At 65.6% G+C, this 21,092-nt stretch carries 19 protein-coding genes; 4 read left to right on the top strand and 15 right to left on the bottom strand.

What is annotated here, in order from left to right; all coding sequences use genetic code 11:
* Positions 1 to 5 precede the first annotated feature (5 nt).
* A complete protein-coding gene (locus tag F3K02_RS20230; protein ID WP_177137408.1) occupies positions 6 to 1,340 on the bottom strand; it encodes a PQQ-dependent sugar dehydrogenase in 1,335 nt (444 codons plus the stop codon).
* Positions 1,341 to 1,364: 24 nt separating this feature from the next.
* Complete coding sequence (locus F3K02_RS20225; RefSeq protein ID WP_177137407.1) at positions 1,365 to 3,482, bottom strand: catalase; 2,118 nt, start codon at positions 3,480 to 3,482, stop codon at positions 1,365 to 1,367.
* A gap of 177 nt (positions 3,483 to 3,659) precedes the next feature.
* On the opposite strand from F3K02_RS20225, the gene F3K02_RS20220 reads away from it, so the two are divergent.
* A complete protein-coding gene (locus tag F3K02_RS20220) occupies positions 3,660 to 4,487 on the top strand; it encodes an alpha/beta fold hydrolase (protein ID WP_177137406.1) in 828 nt (275 codons plus the stop codon).
* 103 nt (positions 4,488 to 4,590) lie between these two features.
* On the opposite strand, the gene F3K02_RS20215 is transcribed toward F3K02_RS20220, so the two are convergent.
* The 3 genes from F3K02_RS20215 to F3K02_RS20205 all read right to left on the bottom strand — a co-directional run bounded on the left by F3K02_RS20215 (position 4,591) and on the right by F3K02_RS20205 (position 7,543).
* A complete protein-coding gene (locus F3K02_RS20215; protein ID WP_177137405.1) occupies positions 4,591 to 5,013 on the bottom strand; it encodes a PRC-barrel domain-containing protein in 423 nt (140 codons plus the stop codon).
* A gap of 122 nt (positions 5,014 to 5,135) precedes the next feature.
* Positions 5,136 to 6,182, bottom strand: coding sequence for an AI-2E family transporter (locus F3K02_RS20210; RefSeq protein ID WP_177137404.1), 1,047 nt, complete (start codon positions 6,180 to 6,182; stop codon positions 5,136 to 5,138).
* 104 nt (positions 6,183 to 6,286) lie between these two features.
* The gene (locus tag F3K02_RS20205) at positions 6,287 to 7,543 is read right to left on the bottom strand and encodes an Hsp70 family protein (RefSeq protein ID WP_177137403.1); all 1,257 of its coding nucleotides are present in this window, start codon (positions 7,541 to 7,543) and stop codon (positions 6,287 to 6,289) included.
* Positions 7,544 to 7,793: 250 nt separating this feature from the next.
* Here F3K02_RS20205 and F3K02_RS20200 point away from each other — a divergent pair, with 250 nt between their 5' ends.
* A complete protein-coding gene (locus tag F3K02_RS20200; protein ID WP_177137402.1) occupies positions 7,794 to 8,738 on the top strand; it encodes a Tim44 domain-containing protein in 945 nt (314 codons plus the stop codon).
* Between the two features lie 64 nt (positions 8,739 to 8,802).
* On the opposite strand, the gene F3K02_RS20195 is transcribed toward F3K02_RS20200, so the two are convergent.
* Both F3K02_RS20195 and F3K02_RS20190 read right to left on the bottom strand, forming a co-directional pair.
* Positions 8,803 to 9,399: an HD domain-containing protein gene (locus F3K02_RS20195; protein ID WP_177137401.1), complete on the bottom strand. Its 597-nt coding sequence runs from the start codon at positions 9,397 to 9,399 to the stop codon at positions 8,803 to 8,805.
* Between the two features lie 83 nt (positions 9,400 to 9,482).
* Positions 9,483 to 10,607, bottom strand: a complete 1,125-nt coding sequence (locus F3K02_RS20190; protein WP_177137400.1) for an MBL fold metallo-hydrolase — start codon at positions 10,605 to 10,607, stop codon at positions 9,483 to 9,485.
* A 199-nt stretch (positions 10,608 to 10,806) separates the two neighbouring features.
* Between F3K02_RS20190 and F3K02_RS20185 the strand changes: the two genes are divergently transcribed.
* Both F3K02_RS20185 and F3K02_RS20180 read left to right on the top strand, forming a co-directional pair.
* Positions 10,807 to 11,457: a TetR/AcrR family transcriptional regulator gene (locus F3K02_RS20185; RefSeq protein ID WP_177137399.1), complete on the top strand. Its 651-nt coding sequence runs from the start codon at positions 10,807 to 10,809 to the stop codon at positions 11,455 to 11,457.
* Complete coding sequence (locus F3K02_RS20180; protein WP_177137398.1) at positions 11,454 to 12,587, top strand: methyltransferase; 1,134 nt, start codon at positions 11,454 to 11,456, stop codon at positions 12,585 to 12,587. The genes F3K02_RS20185 and F3K02_RS20180 overlap by 4 nt, the downstream gene beginning before the upstream one ends.
* On the opposite strand, the gene F3K02_RS20175 is transcribed toward F3K02_RS20180, so the two are convergent.
* The 8 genes from F3K02_RS20175 to F3K02_RS20140 all read right to left on the bottom strand — a co-directional run bounded on the left by F3K02_RS20175 (position 12,569) and on the right by F3K02_RS20140 (position 20,767).
* Positions 12,569 to 13,849, bottom strand: coding sequence for a sigma-70 family RNA polymerase sigma factor (locus F3K02_RS20175; RefSeq protein WP_177137397.1), 1,281 nt, complete (start codon positions 13,847 to 13,849; stop codon positions 12,569 to 12,571). The two genes, F3K02_RS20180 and F3K02_RS20175, sit on opposite strands and share 19 nt — an antisense overlap.
* Positions 13,850 to 13,928: 79 nt before the next feature.
* Complete coding sequence (locus F3K02_RS20170; protein ID WP_177137396.1) at positions 13,929 to 14,339, bottom strand: VOC family protein; 411 nt, start codon at positions 14,337 to 14,339, stop codon at positions 13,929 to 13,931.
* 34 nt (positions 14,340 to 14,373) lie between these two features.
* A complete protein-coding gene (locus tag F3K02_RS20165; RefSeq protein ID WP_177137395.1) occupies positions 14,374 to 14,904 on the bottom strand; it encodes an SRPBCC family protein in 531 nt (176 codons plus the stop codon).
* Positions 14,905 to 14,916: 12 nt separating this feature from the next.
* The gene (locus F3K02_RS20160; protein WP_177137394.1) at positions 14,917 to 15,339 is read right to left on the bottom strand and encodes a YciI family protein; all 423 of its coding nucleotides are present in this window, start codon (positions 15,337 to 15,339) and stop codon (positions 14,917 to 14,919) included.
* Positions 15,340 to 15,358: 19 nt separating this feature from the next.
* Entirely contained in the window at positions 15,359 to 15,802 is a 444-nt protein-coding gene (locus F3K02_RS20155; protein WP_177137393.1) for an SRPBCC family protein, read from the bottom strand.
* Between the two features lie 19 nt (positions 15,803 to 15,821).
* Entirely contained in the window at positions 15,822 to 16,301 is a 480-nt protein-coding gene (locus tag F3K02_RS20150; RefSeq protein ID WP_177137392.1) for a VOC family protein, read from the bottom strand.
* 146 nt (positions 16,302 to 16,447) lie between these two features.
* A complete protein-coding gene (locus F3K02_RS20145) occupies positions 16,448 to 16,813 on the bottom strand; it encodes a YciI family protein (protein ID WP_177137391.1) in 366 nt (121 codons plus the stop codon).
* A gap of 150 nt (positions 16,814 to 16,963) precedes the next feature.
* On the bottom strand, positions 16,964 to 20,767 hold the full coding sequence (locus F3K02_RS20140; RefSeq protein WP_177137390.1) for a hypothetical protein: 3,804 nt from the start codon (positions 20,765 to 20,767) through the stop codon (positions 16,964 to 16,966).
* Positions 20,768 to 21,092: the final 325 nt, after the last annotated feature.

The raw sequence follows: 21,092 nt of genomic DNA, 5'->3' as shown, positions 1-21,092 counted from the left end.
GTGTGTCAGGGCGAGGCGCTGACGCGCCAGACCACGTTGCCCACGTCGTCGGCCACCAGCAACGCGCCCTGCCCGTCCATCGCCACGCCCACCGGTCGCCCCTGGGCTTCGCCGCTGGCGTTCAGGAAGCCGCTCAACACGTCGCGGGCCGGACCCGACGGCTGGCCACCACTGAAAGGCACGAAGACCACCGTGTAGCCGCTGTGCGGGCGCCGGTTCCACGAGCCGTGCTGCCCGATGAACATGCCGTCGGTGAACGGCGCGGGCAGGCGGCTGCCGACGGCGGACGCCAGGCCCAGCGGCGCGACGTGCGCGCCCAGCGCAAAGTCGGGCACGACTGCCTTGGCCACCTGGTCGGGCGCGGGCGGCTTGACGCGGGTGTCCACCCGCTGGCCGTAGTAGCTGTAAGGCCAGCCGTAGAAGGCGCCGTCGCGCACCGAGGTCAGGTAGTCGGGCACCAGGTCGCTGCCAAGTTCGTCGCGCTCGTTGACCACCGCCCACAACGTGCGGCCGCTGGCGTCCCAGGCCAGGCCGACCGGGTTGCGCAGGCCCGAGGCAAAGACGCGGTGCGCGCCGGTGCGCGCATCCACCTCCCAGACCGCGGCCCGGCCTTCTTCGGCCGCCATGCCGTTCTCGCCGATGTTGCTGTTCGACCCAACGCCCACGTACAGGCGCTGGCCGTCCGGGCTGGCGATCAGGCTCTTTGTCCAGTGGTGGTTGATCGGCCCGCCGGGCAGGGCCAGCAGCTGGGCGCCGGCGGCGCTGATGGTGGTGTCACCCCGGCGGTACGGGAACGCCAGCACCGCGTCGGCGTTGGCCACGAACAGGCGTTCGCCCACCAGAGCCATGCCAAACGGCGAGTACAGGCCGTCGAGGAACACGGAGCGCACATCGGCCACGCCGTCGCCATCGGTGTCGCGCAGCAGGGTGATGCGGTTGGCGCTCGGCACGGCCGCGCCCGCGCGTTTCATGGCCTGGCCCTTCACCCAGGCCTTGATGCCCTTGGACGCACCGGGCTTGGGCGGCGCGTTGGTTTCGGCCACCAGCACATCGCCATTGGGCAACACCAGCAGCCAGCGTGGGTGGTCCAGGTCGCGGGCAAAAGCCTGCACCCGCAGGCCCCGGGCCGGGGTCGGCATGGTGTCGGCCGGCCAGCCCCGCGCCGGTGCGATGTTGACCGTGGGGATCAGTGCCCGGCTGGGCGTCGGCAGCGCGGGGTTGTTGCCCGAGCCCTCGGCGACGGTGAAGCGTGCCGGCTCGGCGCAGGCACCCAGCGCGAGCAGCGCGGCGGTGCCTGTCGCTTTCCATACAGCGCGAACGGCGGAAGTGGTGTGGCTCATGGTGTGTCTCCTGTACCTGTGGTCTCAAGCGCCCCAGTGGCGGTGCTGGCCGATGGCGGTGAGCACCGCTGCCAGAAATGCGGCACCCACATCGTCCGAGGCATCCACCAGCACGCCGGGCAACGCCGGGTCCACGCCGGCCGCTGCGATCAGGTTTGCGCTGTTGCCCGACGCGGCCACGGTCTTGCCGTGGCGGCAGGCCTGCTCCACGGCGCGCAGCGCCCGCGCATCGCCGGCCAGCCCCTCGGCACCGGCCACCATGGGCGGCAGGTAGAGCGCGTCGAACAGCACCGAAGGGGCGTTGTCCAGCGTGGCGTCCACGGCCAGGGGCTCGCCATCGGCGCACCGCACGGGGCACAGCGTCGGCCCGACCCGCGTGGACATCGCGCCCGCCGCCGCCAGCGCCTCTTGAACGGCCCGCACCGCAGCGCCGCTCACGCCATCGGCCACCAGGATGGCGACCTTGCGCGTGGCGATGCCGGCGCTTTGTGCAACGACCATGCTGAGCGACGGTGACGGCGCGAGGTCGGCGCTGGCCGGCCCTTCGCGGTAGCCCGGCCAGGCGGTGGCCGCGGCCTTGTCGGGCGGCTGGGTACCCAGCGCGGCGCCGACGCGCTGCGCGAGATCGGCGTCCACATGGGCCAGCGTGTCCACCATGCGCTGGCGGATCGCGGGCGTCTGCAGCTTGGAGAGTTCAAACTGGAACGCGGCCACCAGGTGCGCCTGTTCGGGCGCCGACTGGCTGACCCAGAACAGCCGGGCCTGCGCATAGTGGTCGTCGAACGAGGCGCTGCGCGCGCGTTGCTTGGGCGGCTCCAGCGCCTCGGGGTGGCTGGTGAAGCCCGTCGGGCCCACCGGGTCGAAGCTGCGGCCGTCGACGCGGAACTCCTCGCCATTGGCGAGCGTGTTGGGCTCGTAGGCCACGCGCCCGGTGCCGATGTACTGGCGGTGCATGCCGTCGCGCTGGAAGTTGTGCATCGGGCACACGCCCTTGTTGATCGGCAGCTCGTGGAAGTTGGCGCCGCCCAGGCGCGAGAGCTGGGTGTCGGTGTACGAGAACAGCCGCCCCTGCAGCAGCGGGTCGTTGGAGAAGTCGATGCCCGGCACCAGGTGGCCGGGGTGGAATGCCACCTGCTCGGTCTCGGCAAAGAAGTTGTCGGGGTTGCGGTTCAGCACCAGGCGCCCGATGCGGCGCACCGGCACCAGCTCTTCGGGGATCAGCTTGGTGGGATCGAGCAGGTCGAAGGCGAAGCGGTGTTCGTCGGCCTCGGGCACCACCTGCACGCCCAGCTCCCACTCGGGGAACTGGCCGCTGGCGATGGCTTCCCAGAGGTCGCGGCGGTGGAAATCGGCGTCCTGGCCTGCCAGCGCCTGCGCTTCGTCCCAGGTCAGCGCGTGCACGCCGAGCCTGGGCTTCCAGTGGAACTTGACAAAGCTCGACGCGCCGTGTGCGTTCACAAAGCGGAAGGTGTGCACGCCGAAGCCTTCCATCATGCGCAGGCTGCGCGGGATGCCGCGGTCCGACATCACCCACATCAGCATGTGCGTGGTCTCGGGCATGAGCGTGACGAAGTCCCAGAAGGTGTCGTGCGCGCTGGCCGCCTGAGGCATCTCGCTGTCGGGCTCGGGCTTGACGGCGTGGATCAGGTCGGGGAACTTGATCGCGTCCTGGATGAAGAACACCGGGATGTTGTTGCCCACCAAATCGCAGTTGCCCTCGGGCGTGTAGAACTTCACCGCGAAGCCGCGCGCATCGCGCACCGTGTCGGCCGAGCCGCGCGAGCCTGCCACGGTGGAGAAGCGCACGAACACCGGCGTCTGCACCGTCGGGTCGCACAGGAAACCGGCGCGGGTGATCGCGGCCTCGCTCTGGTAGACCTCGAAGAAGCCGTGGGCGCCCGCGCCGCGCGCGTGCACCGCGCGCTCGGGGATGCGCTCGTGGTCGAAGTGGGTGATCTTCTCGCGCAGGATGAAGTCTTCCAGCAGCGTGGGCCCGCGCGCGCCGGCCTTGAGCGAGTTGTGGTTGTCGCTCAGCAAGAGGCCCTGGTTGGTCGTGAGGCGATCCAGCGGCGGCGTCAGTGCCTGCGCCATCGCCTGCTGCTTCACGCCCTCGCGGGGCACGGGAACGGACGGTTTGGACATGAAAACCCTCGGGTTGGTGGGCAGCGCGGTGGCGCCACCGAGAAAACAATTTCCCACCCGGGATGCCGCACGTCGGTGCGGTACCGAACACGCAACGGCTTGGAATGTTCGTCAGCAGACAGACGCTGACCGCGCGCCTGACAACACTGCGGTTTTTCCACCGTGAAAGGCCATGCCATGAACACCGTCGAAACCACCGACAAAACCCGCCTCTACGTCAAGGACTGGGGCGAGGGACCGCCCGTGATCCTGATCCACGGCTGGCCGCTGTCGTCCGACAGCTGGGACGACCAGGCCATGGCCATCGCCGAGGCGGGCCACCGCGTGATCGCCTACGACCGTCGCGGTTTTGGCCGCTCCACCCAGCCCTGGAGCGGCTACGACTACGACACCCTGGCCGACGATCTGGCCGCCGTGATCCAGCAGAGCGGCGCACAGGACGCGACCCTGGTCGGCTTCTCCATGGGCGGCGGCGAGGTGGCGCGCTACATGGCGCGACACAGCGGCCAATCGGTCGCGAAGTGTGCGCTGCTGTCGTCCATCCTGCCCTTCCGCCTGAAGACCGACGACAACCCCGCCGGCACCGAGCAGGCTGCGTTCGACCAGACGGCCGAAGCCCTGAAGACCGACCGGACGCATTTTTTCACCGGCTTCTTCAAGACCTTCTTCGGCGAAGACTCGGAAGAACGCCCCGTCAGCGCCGAGCTGCTGGAATGGGCGCGCGGCATCGCCCTGCAGGCCAGCCTGAAGGCCACCATCGAATGCATGCGCTCGTTCTCGTCGACCGACTTCCGAGGTGACCTGCACGCCTTCACCGTGCCCACGCTGATCATCCACGGCACCGCCGACAAGACCGTTCCGATCGCCGCCTCCAGCCGGATTGCCGCGCAGGGCATCGCCCAGAGCACCCTGATCGAATACGACAGCGCACCGCACGGCCTGTTCGCCACCGACAAGGAGCGGCTGACCAGCGACCTGCTCGCCTTTCTGGCGCGCAAGGCCTGAAGGGCAACGGGACGGGCCAGGGTTCCGATGAGCCCTTGGCCCGGACGTGCGAAAGGGCTGCAACCTCTCGGCTGCAGCCCTGGTTTCATTCAGCAGATCGCTGTCAGACGCGGCCGTCCGAATACGGCGTCACGCCGTAGTAGTCGTGGATTTCCTTGCTCCAGGTCGCATCGGCCATGTCGGGCCACTGGTCCTTGTCGAATCCGGGTGCACTTTCCAGCCGGTCTTTTTCGACGTCGAGCACAAAGCGCTTGTTGGCGGTGTCCAGCGTCAGCGCGTGCCAGGGCACGGCGAACAGCTTGTCACCCATGCCCATGAAGCCGCCATACGACAGCACGGCGTAGGCCACCCGGCCGGTGCCCATGTCGAGCATGATTTCCTTGATGTCGCCCAGGTCTTCGTCCTGGCGATTGAAGACGTCGTTGCCGTCGAGCGTGTTGGCGCCCATCAGCCCGGGGCCGGGGCCGGGGCCGCCGTCGGTCCGGCTCTTGTACATGCCGTAAGTGTCTTGCTCTTGGTAGTTCATGGGAGTGTCCTTGGTCTCACCAGCAAGGCCATTGGCGGGAGCAGGATGCACCGCCTGTTGCTGGGCATTCAGAATAGGCAGCGGATGGGCCGGGGTCTGTGCACCAGCGCACATGCCGCGGCTCACGACTCCAGCACGCCTTCGACGTACAGCATGCGCACCAGCACCATCGCCACCACCATCAGCGGCGAGGCGAGGATCACGCCCGGCAGGCCAAACAGCAGACCGAAGATGACCGCTGCCGTGATGCCCAGCACCGGCGGCAGCTCCACCGCCCAGCGCTGCACCACCGGCATCAGCAGGTTGCCCTCGATCTGCTGGATCACCACGCACAGGATCGCCACGTACAGCGCCAGTTCCGGCCCCTGCATGAAGGCCAGCAACACCGCCAGCACGCCCGACGCGATCGGGCCGAAAAACGGAATGAAGGCCAGCGCACCGGCCACCAGGCCCAGCGTCAGCGCCAGCGGCAGGCCCAGCAGCGCCAGACCAATCGCCGTGGAGGTGCCGACGAACAGCATCGAGATGCCTTGCCCCAGCAGCCAGCGCGACAGCGCGTGCCCGCTGGCGAGCAGCGCGTCGTCAACCCGGCCGCGGTAGGCCGGCGGCACCAGCCGCACCAGGCCTTCGCGGTACATCAGCGGGTCGCTCGCAAGGTACACCCCGACCACCAGCACCAGGCCGATGCCGCCCACGGCGCTCAGCGCCTGGGTCGCCGCCACGGCCACGCTGGCCCAGGGCACATCGTCCGCGTTCGTGCCGCGCCACACCTTCCACAGCGCCTCGCCGATGGTGCGCTCCCGGGCCCAGCTCACGAGCTTGGCGATCGCCGCCGGCAGCTTGCGGGCCAGGTCATCGAACTGCTCCACCAGACGGTCGCCCACCAGCCAGGAACCGAGCACGATGCCGACCACCGCCAGCGTGACCGCGACACCGACCGCCAGCCGGGGCGGCAGGCGCAGGTAGCGCCCCAGCGGCTGGGCCAGGGCCCGCAAGGCCACCGCCACGATGACGGCCCCGAAGAGCATCAGCAGCAGGTCCGACAGCCGGAACGCCAGCAGCACCAGGGCGCCCAGGAACAGGACCAGGGCCATGGGCCGGATGTAGCCGATGCGGGGCGGTGGGGCGGGCATCAGCGAGGGAGGCGGGAGCTCGTTGCGTGTGTTCATGGCGCGTTTCTGGGTGGGCAAAGCGGGTCTGACCGCAGTCTGCATCATCCACCCGCCGCCGTCTGTCTGACAGCGCACCGAATACGCGCCGCGTCGAAGTCTGCTCAGCCGCGGCTGTAGGCCAGGCCCGAGGCCACACCGCCAAACAGGTCGCCCACCACCAGTTCCACACCCGCGAACTCGGCCTGCAGGGCCTGCTGGAACGGGCGCAGGGCGGACGATCCGCCGGTGAGGTAGATCGCGTCCAGGGCGCCATCGGTCAGCCCCGCGCGCTGCACACACTCGCGCGCGCAGGCCACCGTGCGCGCCAGCAAGACCGCCAGGTGGTCGCGCATGTCGGCCGGTGTGAGTGAAGCGCTCAGACCGGCTTCGACGAAAGACAGCTCAACCGCCGATGCCGCGTCGTCCTGCGAGCAGCGGATCTTGGCCAGCTCCACCTCGTGGGCGATGCGGTGGCCGTCGTGGTGCTTGAGCACCTTCATGAGCCGCTCGTGCAAGCGCGTGTCGGTGTAGTTGACGCGCAGCGACTGCGCCTGGCTCATCGCCCGGGGCAGGTAGAGCCACTGGATCAGGTGCCAGGTGGAGAGGTCAAAAAAGATCCGGCTCGGCACCTCGCGCTGCTGCGGCCCCAGGTGGCGGTGGCCCAGCAGCGGCATCACCCGCTCCAGGCTGAGCTTCTGGTCAAAGTCGGTGCCGCCGATGTGCACGCCGGTCGTGGCCAGCACGTCGCCACTGCGGTCGGCCCGCGCCATGCGGTCCGGCCCCAGCCGCACGACGGTGAAGTCCGAGGTGCCGCCGCCCAGGTCCACCACCAGCACCGTGGCCTCGCGTGTCAGCCGCCGCTCGTAGTCCAGCGCCGCGGCGATCGGTTCCAGCTGGAACGACACCTCGTCAAAGCCGACCGACATCGCCGCCTCCTGCAGCGAGCGCTGCGCCAGCGCATCGCGCTCGGGGTCGTCGTCGACAAAATGCACCGGCCGGCCCATCACCACGCGCGAGGGCGCCTCGCCCAGCGCCCGGTCGGCGCGATCGCGCAACTCGGAGAGGAACGTGGCCACGATGTCCTGGAAGCTGATCTGCTTGTGGTTGACCTCGGTCTTCTCCTGCAGCAGCGGACTGCCCAGCAGGCTCTTGAGCGAACGCATCAGGCGGCCCTCGGTGCCGCTCAGGTACTGCGCCACCGCGTCGCGGCCAAAGTGCGTGAGGTGGTCCTCGGCGTTGAAGAACACGGCGGTGGGCATGGCCAGCGCCTCGCCTTCCAGCGGAATCAGGCGCGCAAGGCCCTGGGGTTCGGCCCAGGACACCGCCGAATTGGAGGTGCCAAAGTCAATGCCGAGGGTGCCGTGGGGCGATGGGGTCATGGGAGAGAATGGGGAAGGCAGATGGCCGGAACGCAAGGCCCGGCAAGGCGGGGCGGGAGAACACCCCGTCCGGAAGACCGGCGATTTTGCCAGCTTGCGGGTGCCCGCGTTTGCACCCGCGACGCTCACACCAGGCGCCAGGCCTGAAACCTCCTGTTTTTACGAAACAAACGTCCACATATTTCTGATTTTTCTTGAAGCAGAACCCGCCTACTCTCTGCCGGTTCAAATCCCTTTCACAGGAGACCCCATGAAAAAGACCCTTTCCCTTCTGGCCATGGTATTTGCCATCGGCCTGTCCTCCGTGGCCATGGACGCCGAAGCCCGGCGCATCGGCAGCGGCAAGTCCTTTGGCATGCAGCGCCAGAGCGCACCGCCCGCCAAGGCCCCCAACGCCACACCGGCCCAGACACCCGCCAACGCCGCAGCACCCGCTGCCGCTGCCGGCGCCCCAGCTGCTGCCGCCGCGTCCACCCGCAGCAAGTGGATGGGCCCGATCGCCGGCCTCGCCGCCGGCCTGGGCCTGGCCGCGCTCGCCTCGCACCTCGGCTTCGGTGAAGGCCTGGCCAACATGCTGATGATCGGTCTGCTGGTGATGGCCGCCATCGCGGTGGTCGGCTTCATCATGCGCAAGCGCGCCGCCGCGGCCCAGGGTGGCTCGGGTGGCATGGCTTACGCGGGTGCCGGTGCCGCCGGTTCGCGTCCGCAGACGCCTTCGGCCTTCAAGACGCCCATGCCAGACGCCAGCAACGGCGCCGGCTACAGCCAGGGTGGCTCCATGATTGGCTCCGCACTCGGCGGCCAGGCACAGACGGCCAGCGTCATCCCGGCCGACTTTGACGTCGCCGCCTTCGTGCGCAACGCCAAGGTCAACTTCATCCGCCTGCAAGCCGCCAACGACGCGGGCAACCTCGACGACATCCGCGCCTTCACCACGCCGGAGATGTTTGCCGAGATCCAGATGGACATCCGCGAGCGCAACGGCGCCACGCAGGAAACCCGCGTGCTCGACCTCGAAGCCAGCGTGCTGGAAGTGGCCGAAGAAGACGCCATCTACGTGGTCAGCACGCACTTCACCGGCCGCGTGCAGGAAGACGGCGCCGAACCCGAAGACATCAACGAAGTCTGGCACCTGACCAAGCCCCGCCAAGGCAGCGGCGGCTGGGTGCTGGCCGGCATTCAACAAAGCGCCTGACCCGCACAAGTTTCCCGAACTCCTCATTGCCCCGGCCCACGCGCCGGGGTTTTTTTTGTCTGATTCAGGCTGCCGCCTTCTCCCCCGGCAGCGCCGCCTTGTAAACCGAATTCTTCGGCGCGGCCATCAGCCGGCGCAGCATGGGTTCGAAGTGGCGCAGCGGCAGCGCGTCCATGGCCGGGTCGAAGGCCGGGTTGTCGTAGCGTTCGACGAATTCGGCCGCGCGGTCGTAGTGGGGGTGGTCCCTGAACATGTCGCGCATGTTGCGGTCCAGGCCGATGTGGTGGAAGAAGTTGTAGCCCTGGAAGATGCCGTGGTTCTGCACCATCCACAGGTTCTCTTCGCTGACGAAGGGTTTGAGGATGGCGGCGGCGATGTCCGGGTGGTTGAAGCTGCCGAGGGTGTCGCCGATGTCGTGCAGCAGCGCGCACACCACGTATTCCTCGTCGCGTCCGTCCTTGAACGCGAGCGTCGCGGTCTGCAGGCTGTGCGTGAGGCGGTCGACGGGGAAACCGCCGTGGTCGCCGTCGAGCAGCTTCAGGTGGGCGAGCACGCGGTCGGGCAGCGATTTCGCCATCGCCATGGCTTCCGGCAGGATGCAGGCCCAGTCCTGCTGGGTGCTTTGTTCCATGCGTTTGAAGGTGGCTCGAGGTGTTTGCATGAGGGGCTCCTGTGGTTGCGGCGGCCATGCTGTCTGAAAGAACGGCGGCCTGCAAGAGGCGGCTGTCACCGCAGCGCCGCCGCTCAATCCATCGGCCAGGGCAGATCGCCTGGCGTGCGGACTCCGTGAGGCTCGGCCTCGGGCACCGGGACGCCCCGCCCCGCGCCCACCGCGCGCCACCAGGGTTGCACCGCGCGCTGCTCGGCGGGCTCGACCGCTTCACCCAGCCGGGGCATGAGCAGCAGTTCGCGCGGTGAGGCGAGCTGGAGCAGGGTTTCGGCGGGCTGGTCCCAGGCGTGCATGGCGAGGCTGAAGGTGCCCCAGTGCACCGGCAGGAAGGCGCCACCGCCGAGCAGCTGGTGGGCCTTGAGCGCGTTCTCGGGGCCGAGGTGGATGTCGCCCCACGCGGGGTGGAAGGCGCCGACTTCGAGCATCACGAGATCAAACGGGCCGAGGCGTTCGCGGATGAGCGCGTATTCGCTGGTGAGGCCGGTGTCGCCGCTGAAGAACACGGCGTGGCGCTCGCTGCGCAGGATCATGGACGACCAGAGCGTGGCGTTGCGGTCTTTGAAGCCGCGCCCTGAAAAGTGCTGCGAGGGCGCGGCGGTGACGCTGAGGCCGGTGCCGGGCACGCGGTGGGTTTCCCACCAGTCGAGCTCGGTGATGCGCTCGGGCGCGATGCCCCAGGCCTGCAGGTGCGCGCCGACGCCGAGCGAGGTGACGAAGGGCACATTGCTGCGGCGGGCCAGGGCGTGGATGGTGGGGTAGTCGAGGTGGTCGTAGTGGTCGTGCGAGATCACGACGACGTCCACCTCGGGCATCTCGCGCAGGCGCAGCGGCACGGGCTGGAAGCGTTTGGGGCCGAGCAGGCGAAAGGGCGAGGCGCGCGTGCCCCAGACCGGGTCGGTGAGCACGCGGTGGCCGTCCATCTCCAGCAGCACGGTGGAGTGGCCGAGCCAGGTGGCGCGCAGGCCGCTGGCGCTGGGGCGGCCCCAGGCCTCGCGCGGGTCCACCGACGGCAGCGGCGCACCGGGCACGCGGCGGTTGCCGTTGGACAGAAACTCGCGCAGCGTGGGCCGGGGTACCGTGAGGTCGCGCAGGCCGGGCGCGACGGGGTGCATGTTGCGAAAGCCAAGGCCCGCCCAGCGTGGCGAGGCCATCATGCGTTCGAGGCGGGCGCCCTGGGCGCGTTTGCCAAAGGAGTTCATGCACGGGCTCGGTGGTGAAGTGGAGCACCATTGTCGGCACCTGCAGGTCTTGCGGCGAGCCGTGGGGCAAAAGCCCTTTGTGGCCGCACCGCGCCCGCGAAAGCAGCGCCAAACAAATGGCCGATCTTGTTTGACGAAACGGCTTCCTCCGGCGGCGTCCGGCGCGTAACCTGATGGCACGCCAACAAGATCTGTGCCCATGAACACCCCGAACGATCCCACCACCGGAGCCCCTGTGCCAGAAAGGCTGCTCGCCGCCGCCAAGATCTGTTTCCTCGCCGACGACTACCACCAGGTGAGCACGCGCCGCATCGCCGAAATGGCGGGGGTCAACGTCTCGATGATCGGCTACTACTTCGGCAACAAGGAGGGGCTGTACGAGGAAATGATCCGCGCCACGCTCAACCCCTTGCTGGAGGTACTGGACAACAACATGCTCGCTTCTCTCGATGGCTTCACCGGCTACCTGCAGCTGTATTACCAGACCATGCTGGCTGCGCCAGAGTTTCCCAAGCTGATCCTCAAGGTGCTGGCACTCAAGCATGGGCCGGGCCGTCGCTTCATCCGCCAGTTGCTGGAGCGCGGACGAACGCAGGGCGCCAGGCGCGTGGTCGACCTTCAGCAAAGCGGCCAGCTCAGCGCAGCGGTGGACCCCGACGTGTTGCGCATGAGTTTCGTGAGTCTGGCGATGACGCCGCTGCTGCTCAAGGAAGTGTTCGAGGAACAGATGGAGCGGCCCATGGATGCGGCGTTTCTGGAGCGACTGGCACTGTTCAACGGACAGTTGATCGCGGGTGGCCTGGCTTCGCTGGTCCCGTCGACACCGGGCACCGAGGGAGACCCCGCATGACGCTGCAACGCCAACGCCTGGCCGCCCGTGTGTTTGACCAGGCCATGCGCTTCTCGGCCTTTCTGCAGGCCTGGCCGCAGCGCCTGACGCCGGCCCCGTTTCGACTGCTGCAGATCGGCTCGGCCTTTTGGCAATCGCGGGCGCTGCACGCGGCGGCCCAGCTCGACCTCGCGACCGTGCTGGGCGACCGGCGCATGGCTGCGGAGGCGCTGGCCGGGGAGGTGGGCGTACAGGCCGACGCGCTGGCGCGGCTGTTGCGCTTTCTCGCCGCGATGGGGGTGTTTGAAGAAGTCGGCCCGGCCACCTACCGCAACAACAAGCTCTCCAGCGCCTTGCGCACCGACCACAGGGACAACGTCCGCGCCATGGTGCTGATGCACAACTCGCCCGAGATGAGCCGGCCCTGGTTCGAGCAGTTGGAGAACGGGCTGCGCAGCGGTTTACCGCCATTCAGGCTGACGCACGGCGCCGACCTTTACGACCACATGGACGCGCACCCGGCTTTTGAAGCGCTGTTTGCCGAGGCGATGGACCGGGTAGAGGCGCTTACTGGCGACAGCTTCGCAACCAGCTTTGACTGGCGCGCCTTCGACCGTGTGATCGACGTGGGCGGCTCCAATGGAAGCAAGTCGATGACCATCCTGAAACACCACCCACACCTGAAAGCGCTGGTGGTGGACCGGGCCGGCACCATCGCGGCGGCACAAACCTTCTGGCGCGCGCAGCCGCACAGCGCCGCACTCACCGAGCGCTTGTCGCGCACAGTATTCGAGGCGGGGGATGTGTTCGGCGCGCTGCCGGTGGCCACTGGAGGGCGCGAGGCTTACCTGATGAGCGCCGTGCTGCATGGTTTTGACGACTCGATGGCCGAGCGAGCGCTGCGCAACGTGGCCGCCGCAGCGCGCCCGGGCGAGGCGTCCATCGTGCTGCTGGAGATGGTGATGCCGGACCACCACGCCGACATCGGCGCGGCGTCTTTCGACATGCAGATGTTCATGGGAACGCCTGGCCGGGAACGCACCCGGGCGGAATGTGACACGCTGTTTGAACGCAGCAGCGTGCGGCTGGTCGAGACGGTGCACCTACCTTCGTTTGGCAAGATGATGGTGCTTCAGCCCTTGCCCGGCTGAGCCGCGTCGGCGCGCGCCCGCATCAGCGCGCTTTCACGCCGATTGGATGTCTGCTCGGCCGCGCGCACGAAGGCGGCGTGCGCTTCCTCCCCGCGCCCGATCTTCTCCAGCAAATCGCCCCGCACCGCGTGCAGCCAAGGGTAACGCTGCAGGGCCTTGTCCTGCAGCAGCGTCTCGACGATGGCGAGGCCGGCGGCCGGGCTTTCGGCCATGCCCACGGCGACCGCGCGGTTGAGTTCGACAACAGGCGAGGGCGCCACCTGCATCAGCTGGGCGTAAAGCGCGGCGATGCGCGGCCAGTCGGTGGCGTCGGCGGTGGGCGAGCGCGCGTGGCAGGCGGCGATCTGGGCCTGCAGGCGGTAGTTGCCCGGCGGCTGGCCCAGCGCTTCGGCGCGCGCCAGCGCGGCCAGGCCGCGGCGCACCAGCAGGCGGTCCCAGCGGGCGCGGTTCTGCTGGTTGAGCAGTACGGGGTCGCCTTGCGCATCGGTGCGCGCAGCAGTGCGCGAGGCCTGGATCTCCATCAGCGCCACGAGGCCGTGCACTTCCGCCTGATCGGGGGCCAGCTCGGCGAGCATGCGGCCCAGACGCAGGGCTTCGTTGCAGAGCTCAGGGCGCATCCAGTCGCTGCCGCTGGTGGCCGTGTAGCCCTCGTTGAACACCAGGTACACCACTTCGAGCACCGAGCCCAGGCGCTCGGCCAGTTGCCCGCCCCGCGGCACTTCAAAAGGCACGCTCGCGTCGGCCAGCGTGCGCTTGGCGCGCACGATGCGCTGCGCGATGGTGGCTTCGGGCACGAGGAAGGCGCGCGCGATCTCGTGCGTGGTGAGGCCGCCGAGCAGCTTGAGCGTGAGTGCCACGCGCGCGTCGGTGGAGAGCACCGGGTGGCAGGCGGTGAAGATGAGGCGCAGCAGGTCGTCGCCGATGTCGTCCTGCCGCGCGGCGTCGAGTGCGTCGACGAAGTCGGGCACGGTGAGCGCACCCAGCGCTTCGAGGTCGCGCGCGATGTCTTCGTGCCGCGCGTCGGCCATCTGGCGGTGCCGCAGCGCGTCGAGCGCGCGGTTTTTCGCGGTGGTCATGAGCCAGGCGCCGGGGTTGTTCGGCACGCCGTCTTTCGGCCAGTGTTCCAGCGCGGCCACCAGCGCGTCCTGCGCCAGTTCTTCGGCCAGGCCGAGATCGCGCACACGCCGCGCCACGGCGGCGACGATGCGGGCGGACTCGATGCGCCAGACGGTGGCGATGGTTTGGTGGACGGCGGAATGCACGGGCAGGAGCTTACTGCGGGGGTCGTGGGAGAACCCTCACCCCGGCCCTCTCCCGCGTTCGGGAGAGGGAGATTCGCACTCACATCTGCTCGGGCGCGGCCGCTTCGTCCATCCAGAACACTTCCCACTGGTGGCCGTCGAGGTCGGCAAAACCGTGCTGGAACATGAAGCCGTGGTCCTGCGGCGGGTTGGGGGTGGTGGCGCCAGCGGCCACGGCCTTGCGCACCACCTCTTCGGCCTCGGCGCGGCTGTCGACCGACAGGGCGATCAGCACCTCGGTGGCCTTGTGCGCATCGCTGACGGGCTTCTTGGTGAAGCCCTGGAAGAAGGGCTCGACCAGCAGCATGGCGTAGAAGTTTTCGCCGATTTCGAGGCAGGCGCCCTGCTCGTTGGTGAAGCGCTGGTTGAACGTGAGGCCCAGGGCCTTGAAGAAGGCCTGCGAACGGGCCATGTCCTTGATGGGCAGGTTGACGAAGATCTGGCGGAACATGGTGGTCTCTCCTGGTGGGTGGGGTGTGGGGTGATCAGGCCTGCTCGGCCAGGGCCTTCAGGTGGGACAACCCCGCCTCGAAGTCCTTGCCAATCATCTGGTCCATGCTGAAGAAGATGCCCATCACCCTGGCGATGAAGGGGCTCGGGCCGTGCATGGCCCAGGTGACGCGGGTCGCACCGCCTTCGGGCACCAGGCTGAACGTGACGACGTTGTGGCCTTCGAAAGGTTCGAACATGTCGAGCTGCATGGTGACCGCCGACGGTTCGGTGGACGTGGTGATACCGATGCGCCCCTTGCCGACTTCCTTGTTGCCCTGGAAATCGAACACCGCGCCGGGGCCCGCGGCCGGGCCGCTGTAGGTGCCCTGCATGGCCGGGTCCTTGCGGTTGTAGGGGTTCCAGGTGTTGAAACGGTGCAGGTCGTTGATGAGCGGAAACAGCTTCGCGGCGGGCGCGGCAACGGTGGTGGAACGCTCGACGCGGAAGCTGTCAGGCCGGGTGGCGGCGTAGGCCAGCAGCAGGCCGATGGCCGCCACGGTGATGAGGGCGAGAGACTTGATCACGGCGGCACCTCCTCAGGCTTTCTGGTTCGCTTCCATCTGCTTGAACTTGTCCAGCGCCTCGCTGGGCGGGAACTCGTCAAGCTCGATGAGCTGGCGCAGCTCGATCACGGCTGGCTTGCCACGACCCGCGGGGTTGGGAAAGCGGCGGCTCCATTCCATGGCCTCTTCGCGCGAGCGCACCTGGATCAGGGTGTAGCCGGCGATCAGTTCCTTGGCCTCGGCGAAGGGGCCGTCGACGACGCGCTGGCCCGAAGCGTCGTAGTGGATGCGCCAGCCGGTGCGGCTGGGGTGCAGGCCGCTGCCGTCGAGCAGCACGCCGGCGCGCGCCAGTTCCTCGTGGTACGCGGCCATCTCGGCCATCAGTTCCTCGGGGGCTTCGGGTGTGACTTCGGCCTCGAACTCGGGGCAGGACTTGACGATGATCATGAATCGCATGGGGTTCTCCTGGAAGGGGTCAGGCCGGGGTTTCACAGACGGTCTTGAGGGACTGCAGCGCCTTCGGCCAGGTCTGCGCCATCCAGTCCTCGTAGGTGCCGAACACGTCGCAATCGACACGCACGCGGGTGCCGCCCGCCTCGTCGCTGAAGGTGTAGTTTTCAAAACACGGATCCCAGGCGCGCACCGCTTCGCTGCTGGCGTCTTCGACACCCTTGTCGATCATGCCCAGGTGCCGGATCGAGACGAACTCGGCCGGCCGGTGCGCCGCGATCTCGGCAACCATGCCCTGTTCACTCGGGCCGAGGAAGCGGATGGTCTGGCCCTGATCCCATGAACCCTTGTAGCGCGAGCCTTCACAGAAGGTGGCGGTCCACTGTTCGTAGGTGGGTGAATGCAGCATGGTGCGCCACACGTGCTCGCGCGGCGCGTTGATCAGGATGTCGAAGTGCAGGGTTTTCATGGCGATCTCCTGTGGGGGTTCACGGTGTGCCGGCGTAGGCGCGTTCGAGCGCGGCGATGTCGAGCTTGCGCATCTGCCTCATGGCGGTGGTCATGCGCTGCCGGGCCGGGCTGGGCGGCTCTTCCATGCGCTCCATGAAGCGCTGCGGCACGATCTGCCAGGAGACGCCCCAGCGGTCCACCAGCCAGCCGCACATCTCGGCCTCGGGCACGGCCGACAGCGCCGACCAGCAGCGGTCCACCTCGGCCTGGTCGGCACAGCTCACGACCAGCGAAGCGGCGGGCGAGAGTGTGAAATGCGGGCCGCCGTTGAGCAGGGACAGCGCATGGCCATCGAGTTCCAGGGTCACCAGCATCGCCGCGCCCTCGGGCATGGGGTCGCCGGTGCCGTAGTGCAGCACGCTGGTGATGCGGGAATTGGGAAACAGCGCGGTGTAGAAGCGGGCGGCTTCTTCGGCCTGTGTGGCAAACCACAGGCAGGTGTGGATGCGGGGCTTCATGCACAAGACTCCTGTTCGTCGACGCGGGCGGCGGCGGATTTGTCGGGCCTCACGCGAAGCCGGTTCAACGGCTTCTGTGGGTACGACGAAACAGGTTGGGCGTTTTCGACGGCGCCCGCCTAGGTAGAAACCCGAGGATCAAACTTTCAGGCCTGGCTCTCGTCGAAACAGGGCGCGAGCGGGCGCACCTCGACCGTGGCCCACTGTGCGGCGGGGCAGCGCTGGGCGATGGCGATGGCTTCTTCGCGGTCCACGTTCTGCAACAGAAAGAAGCCGCCGATCATTTCCTTGGCTTCGGCAAACGGGCCGTCCAGCACCTGCGCATGCCCCCCGGCCTGGCTCACGCGCACCGCGCTCGACAGCCCGGCGAGCGACTCCACCGCCTTGAGCTTGCCGTCGGCCGCAAGCTCCTCGCCGAAGGCCTGCATGGCGGCGTAGGCGGCGCGGCCTTCGGCTTCGGTGCGGGTGGCGCGCTGGCCAACCGGTTCGTGGATCAGGAGCATGTAGGACATGGCGGAGCCTTTCGATGAACGAGAGGGCGATGCTACACAGACGGCCCGGGTGGCGCAGCAGACCTGGCAAGACCCCTCGACGCCTCTCAGGTCAAGGGTTGAGCGCCCCTATCGCCTCATGGCTCAACCCTCGCAGAGTGTTGAGTCTCCTCAAACCTCTGGTCGGCTCAGGTTGAGCTTGGTACCAAGCCACCCATCAAGCGCATCAACGCGTACAAAATCTGCGTGTACGTCGTACGGTGGGTGCTTGAGCCACCAAGAGATATCTCTACAAATGTAGACGTCTTGAAACTCTGCATCTGTCCCGCTCTGGCTGTCAGGCCATTGAAGCAACTCCCTAAGCCGATGAACATTTTTTGTCAAAAAGCAATGGCGGCGTTCAATCTTTGAAAACTGACCATGGTCTTCGCCTCGGCCGAAGACGCGCTCCCTCAAGCGCCGCGCGTCCTTGAGGCAAAACGGGGGTTGGTTGTACTTGCATTCGCCCGCGATCCAGAGGTTCCTCTCTGGCCAGTATGCAAGCACATCGAAGTCCCCGACATCATCAAACCCATCCTTAGGAAACCGACGGCGAAAATCAATTCCGTGCATCACAAACTGGCCATGCCGTCGAAAGATCTCATGCGCTCGCACCTCCAGGAGCTTCTCGATTCCCTCTTTGATGCCGCGAACAACTTTTGCAACCGCCGGCCAGTGGAATTCCGCGGGTAGATACCCGTTGACGATGCTGCCTACCCAAATCGATTGCGCCCGGTCTGCTGTCGCGGCCCCCCAAGCCAGAACATCATGATCAATCTGGATCAGAGGACGGATGAGATAGCGTTGCACACGTTTGGAATGCTCCCAAATTGGTACATCTGGCTCATCCTCCGTCTTTCCGGCGAGGCGGCGAACACCGGCGGGGTCTAGTGTCAGGAACGCGATGACTTTCTCTGAGACACCTTCAGGAAACGACGGTAGACGCTCGCGCACTCGTTCAGCAATCAAGGCTGGCGACGCAGCGTAGCCGAAACGAAGCTCATCGTCGCCGCCGGCCGAGTACCAGTGAGAGAGCACCTGGAGCACTTGGCTCATGTGCGTGAGGGAGAAACCAAGATCTGCACTAAGTGCTTCATCAAGCTGGTCCCAGTCCCTGGCACTGTCCTGATCGGAGTTCACCTCATCGATCTCCGACAACCCGATTCCTAGCCTTGCACTTGCGACGTCTTGAAGATACTGCTGCTCCTTTGAGTCGCGGTCTTCGGCAAAAAAAACCGTGGGTACAAAGGCGGTATCTAGTTCAATTCCACCAACATCGATCCCGTTGTGGAGTGTGTCGCTTGCACCATATAGGACCGATAGCCAGTCAATACGTGCAATCAGTTGAACAACCTCTGGGACAGTCGGTAGCATTTCGCCTTGCATCGAGGAACTGACGCAGCACTCCAGCAAGTAGCGATAGTTCCGAACCATGCCGGTGTACCTGTCATACGCTTCAGCGAGTCGACTGGATCGATCGAAGGAAACCTGATGACTCAGACTCAACTTCAACCTAGCCACCTCAAACTGGTACTTCGTGGTCAACTCGTCGTGCTGAGCGATACAAATCTGTAGCAGCTGCTTTCGATCAAAACGCGAGATCTTTGCATGCAGCTCATTTCGCATCGCGTCCCGCGCGGAGTTCATGATGTGCTTGGCCGGCTCAAGCTCATAGCGTGCTGGAGCGACAACCCCTTGCTGCTTGAAGACAAAGGCTAGCTCTTTGCGGGCGAGCTTGAATTGAGCTGCCTCTGGAAGGTCTGGATTCGCATAGTCGGGCACGTCAAAAGGTCGATCGGTGCTGCGCAGTGTGAATCGGGGTTGTCGTTTTTTGGTCGCGCGTAGCGACTCCAAGACGCTTTCATCACAACTAAAGCCAAGCAGCGATGAAAACCCAGTAGCCAATTCAATTGCACATTCGGCTTCAAATGTCGCGTCTGCGGCGCTATTGAGTCCTGAGCTGAGCCGGGAGAGGTTCACTTTCACCGCAAAGACAAACTTCTCAGACGCACCTGAGACGAGCCTCAAACTTGTGGCCAAAGGTCGCGCCGCCCGTCTCTCAGTCTCTTTCTCGTCATCTCTCACAGGGAGCGTCTGCAGATCCATTTCACAGCGGATCACGACCTGAGATCGATGGAATAGTTCAAGCTTTTCAAGTAGAGAACTACGCTGTGTGCATGAGTCAGCGACACAATGAACAAACAACTCTAGAAGCGGTCCGTTCACGTAGTCGGGGCTTGATCCGACATCCATACAGGCTTGCACCACACACGGGCCAACACCGCCAGACCACGCAAGCGCGAATGGTCCTTTGGTCTTCATAGAGGTGAGACCGTCTTCCTTCTTGTCCACAACCCAGGTCTGCAGATCATCCGGAAATCTATGCGGGGCGGATGCCCAGAAGGCCCTGAGCTCCTTAAAGCGCCAACTGGAATTCCAGTGCGGGTCGATGTGTATCCAGTCGGGCGACTCAGCACCTTCTACCAAGACGCCGTGACTGTCGCGGAAGGCTGCAAGGTGATCAATGAGACCAACCATGCCACCTGCGGTGGACTCGATATCGTCCAGGAAGGAAATGAACGTATCCAGCTCGCCGCAGTTCTTGAGTGAGTCAAAAAGGGACACAAAGTCTGGTAACCCAATGACCCGAGTACGCAGGTCTTCCAACCCAAGGAATGAGGGCTGAGTGCTTACCTGCGCGATGACAGCCATGATTTGGATGCTGCTGGACCTTGGGAAATCTCCTGTGTCATTGCGAAGCTCCAGTATCTGTCTCTGGACAGGAAGCATCAGTGCCCAACGCTCACTGTCGTCTACCAACCGATTGAACCAACGCTCAATCTGCCCCAGCTTCGGTAGATCATCGAAGTTGATTGGCAATATGAAGTAGAGCTTGCCTGCAGACCGAATAACAGCAGCAATTTGTCGATCGAATTGATGTGACGTCCCAATCAAATTGGCGGGGCCGACGACGACATCATGTTCTCGCAGCCTGTGCGACAGAAACTGTCCAAGTCGTCCGGCCAGTTTCCCCAAATCGTCCGTGCTGAGAGCGCTGGCCTGCTCCTGCCAGAGATCGATGACCACGCTGGATACGGCGCGTGGAGCAATTGGAAGGTATGTTTCCCCCACTTGTACCAGGACCATCGGCAAGGCAGTACCCATAATGATCGCATCACTGAAGCTCTCCGAAGAGTCGGGAGCTTTTAGCACTCCAAACTCCAAGCCAAGTGCTCTGCTTGTGCCGTCAACGCGGGGCTGGATGGCAGCGTAGGTGGACAGCAAGGCCTCGCGACATGAGAACCAGAAAACATCTGGTGGGACCTCTAGATGCCCTGGATCAACAAGGTCATCTCGACCTACGATAGAACTGTCGATTGCTTCAAGGATGTGCGCTTGCATGGCAATGGCAAGATTCATGTCGGCCATGGCAACTGGATGCTCCGCTCGCAAGAGCCTGAACGCCTCAATGAAGTCCGGAATCCTCTCGACACTGCCGCCGTAGAAGATGCGCTGAAATCCAGTCGCGCCAGCCACCCGGATATCGCCCCAGTCTGCGTCCGGGACGAAGTCCTCAAGCATGGGGAATCTAGGCAGCAACAGCCTCAGCCCATCGAGGAAATCAACAAGTTCGTTGTACGTCACGATGGGACGAAGAGCCTGATACTCGCGCAGAGGGATGCTCAGAGCAATGAGCATCGCCAAGCTGTGTTTCACTTGACTTGATCGGTTGGGTTGCCAGAGGTCTGACACACCCAAGGCAAGGATGACGTCGTAGGCGCCGAACTGCAAGAGGTAAACCCTCAGCTCCGCCAGTTGTTCACAGAATCGCGTGTCTCTGGAACGTTGTTTGGGTTGCGGAGGCTGGACGCCAACAGCCGAAACGGCTGTTTGTGCTACACGTTTCTCGCGCTTCAAGCGCGATTTCTTCCCCATGATCGGTTCCTCTGCGCGTCAATCGCTGTTAACGCTTTGTGATTGAAGGTGCTAACCCAGCAAAAAAACTGTACCGGGCGGCGTTGCGAGTCTCATTGCCCGCGAGCGTTTGTTCATCGTCCCACAACCTGACCCACGCAATTGCAGTCAGATAGCCAGCCAATGTTCCACATCAAAACTGAGGCCATGCAACAAGTCCACGTCTGACCTTGATCGAATGAAATGATCAGGTGCTACCGACAGTGCGGAAGGCATTGAAGTTTGCACGACATTGAGCAATGCAGTAGCACCTGCCATGGCATATATGTAGCCACAACCATATGTC

Source organism: Hydrogenophaga aromaticivorans (genome assembly GCF_013387465.1).
GTDB lineage: Bacteria > Pseudomonadota > Gammaproteobacteria > Burkholderiales > Burkholderiaceae_C > Hydrogenophaga > Hydrogenophaga aromaticivorans.
The sequence above is the reverse complement of the archived record's forward strand: the minus strand, read 5'-3'. Positions and strand labels throughout refer to the sequence as shown.

Excerpts from the sequence above, each read along its gene's own strand:
- F3K02_RS20185 (WP_177137399.1), top strand. The coding sequence starts at position 10,807 with ATGAACACCCCGAACGATCCCACCACCGGAGCCCCTGTGCCAGAAAGG.
- F3K02_RS20210 (WP_177137404.1), bottom strand. The coding sequence starts at position 6,182 with ATGAACACACGCAACGAGCTCCCGCCTCCCTCGCTGATGCCCGCCCCA.
- F3K02_RS20180 (WP_177137398.1), top strand. The coding sequence starts at position 11,454 with ATGACGCTGCAACGCCAACGCCTGGCCGCCCGTGTGTTTGACCAGGCC.
- F3K02_RS20225 (WP_177137407.1), bottom strand. The coding sequence starts at position 3,482 with ATGTCCAAACCGTCCGTTCCCGTGCCCCGCGAGGGCGTGAAGCAGCAG.
- F3K02_RS20215 (WP_177137405.1), bottom strand. The coding sequence starts at position 5,013 with ATGAACTACCAAGAGCAAGACACTTACGGCATGTACAAGAGCCGGACC.
- F3K02_RS20205 (WP_177137403.1), bottom strand. The coding sequence starts at position 7,543 with ATGACCCCATCGCCCCACGGCACCCTCGGCATTGACTTTGGCACCTCC.
- F3K02_RS20160 (WP_177137394.1), bottom strand. The coding sequence starts at position 15,339 with ATGCGATTCATGATCATCGTCAAGTCCTGCCCCGAGTTCGAGGCCGAA.
- F3K02_RS20140 (WP_177137390.1), bottom strand. The coding sequence starts at position 20,767 with ATGGGGAAGAAATCGCGCTTGAAGCGCGAGAAACGTGTAGCACAAACA.
- F3K02_RS20190 (WP_177137400.1), bottom strand. The coding sequence starts at position 10,607 with ATGAACTCCTTTGGCAAACGCGCCCAGGGCGCCCGCCTCGAACGCATG.
- F3K02_RS20195 (WP_177137401.1), bottom strand. The coding sequence starts at position 9,399 with ATGCAAACACCTCGAGCCACCTTCAAACGCATGGAACAAAGCACCCAG.
- F3K02_RS20150 (WP_177137392.1), bottom strand. The coding sequence starts at position 16,301 with ATGAAGCCCCGCATCCACACCTGCCTGTGGTTTGCCACACAGGCCGAA.
- F3K02_RS20200 (WP_177137402.1), top strand. The coding sequence starts at position 7,794 with ATGAAAAAGACCCTTTCCCTTCTGGCCATGGTATTTGCCATCGGCCTG.
- F3K02_RS20230 (WP_177137408.1), bottom strand. The coding sequence starts at position 1,340 with ATGAGCCACACCACTTCCGCCGTTCGCGCTGTATGGAAAGCGACAGGC.
- F3K02_RS20220 (WP_177137406.1), top strand. The coding sequence starts at position 3,660 with ATGAACACCGTCGAAACCACCGACAAAACCCGCCTCTACGTCAAGGAC.
- F3K02_RS20145 (WP_177137391.1), bottom strand. The coding sequence starts at position 16,813 with ATGTCCTACATGCTCCTGATCCACGAACCGGTTGGCCAGCGCGCCACC.
- F3K02_RS20170 (WP_177137396.1), bottom strand. The coding sequence starts at position 14,339 with ATGTTCCGCCAGATCTTCGTCAACCTGCCCATCAAGGACATGGCCCGT.
- F3K02_RS20155 (WP_177137393.1), bottom strand. The coding sequence starts at position 15,802 with ATGAAAACCCTGCACTTCGACATCCTGATCAACGCGCCGCGCGAGCAC.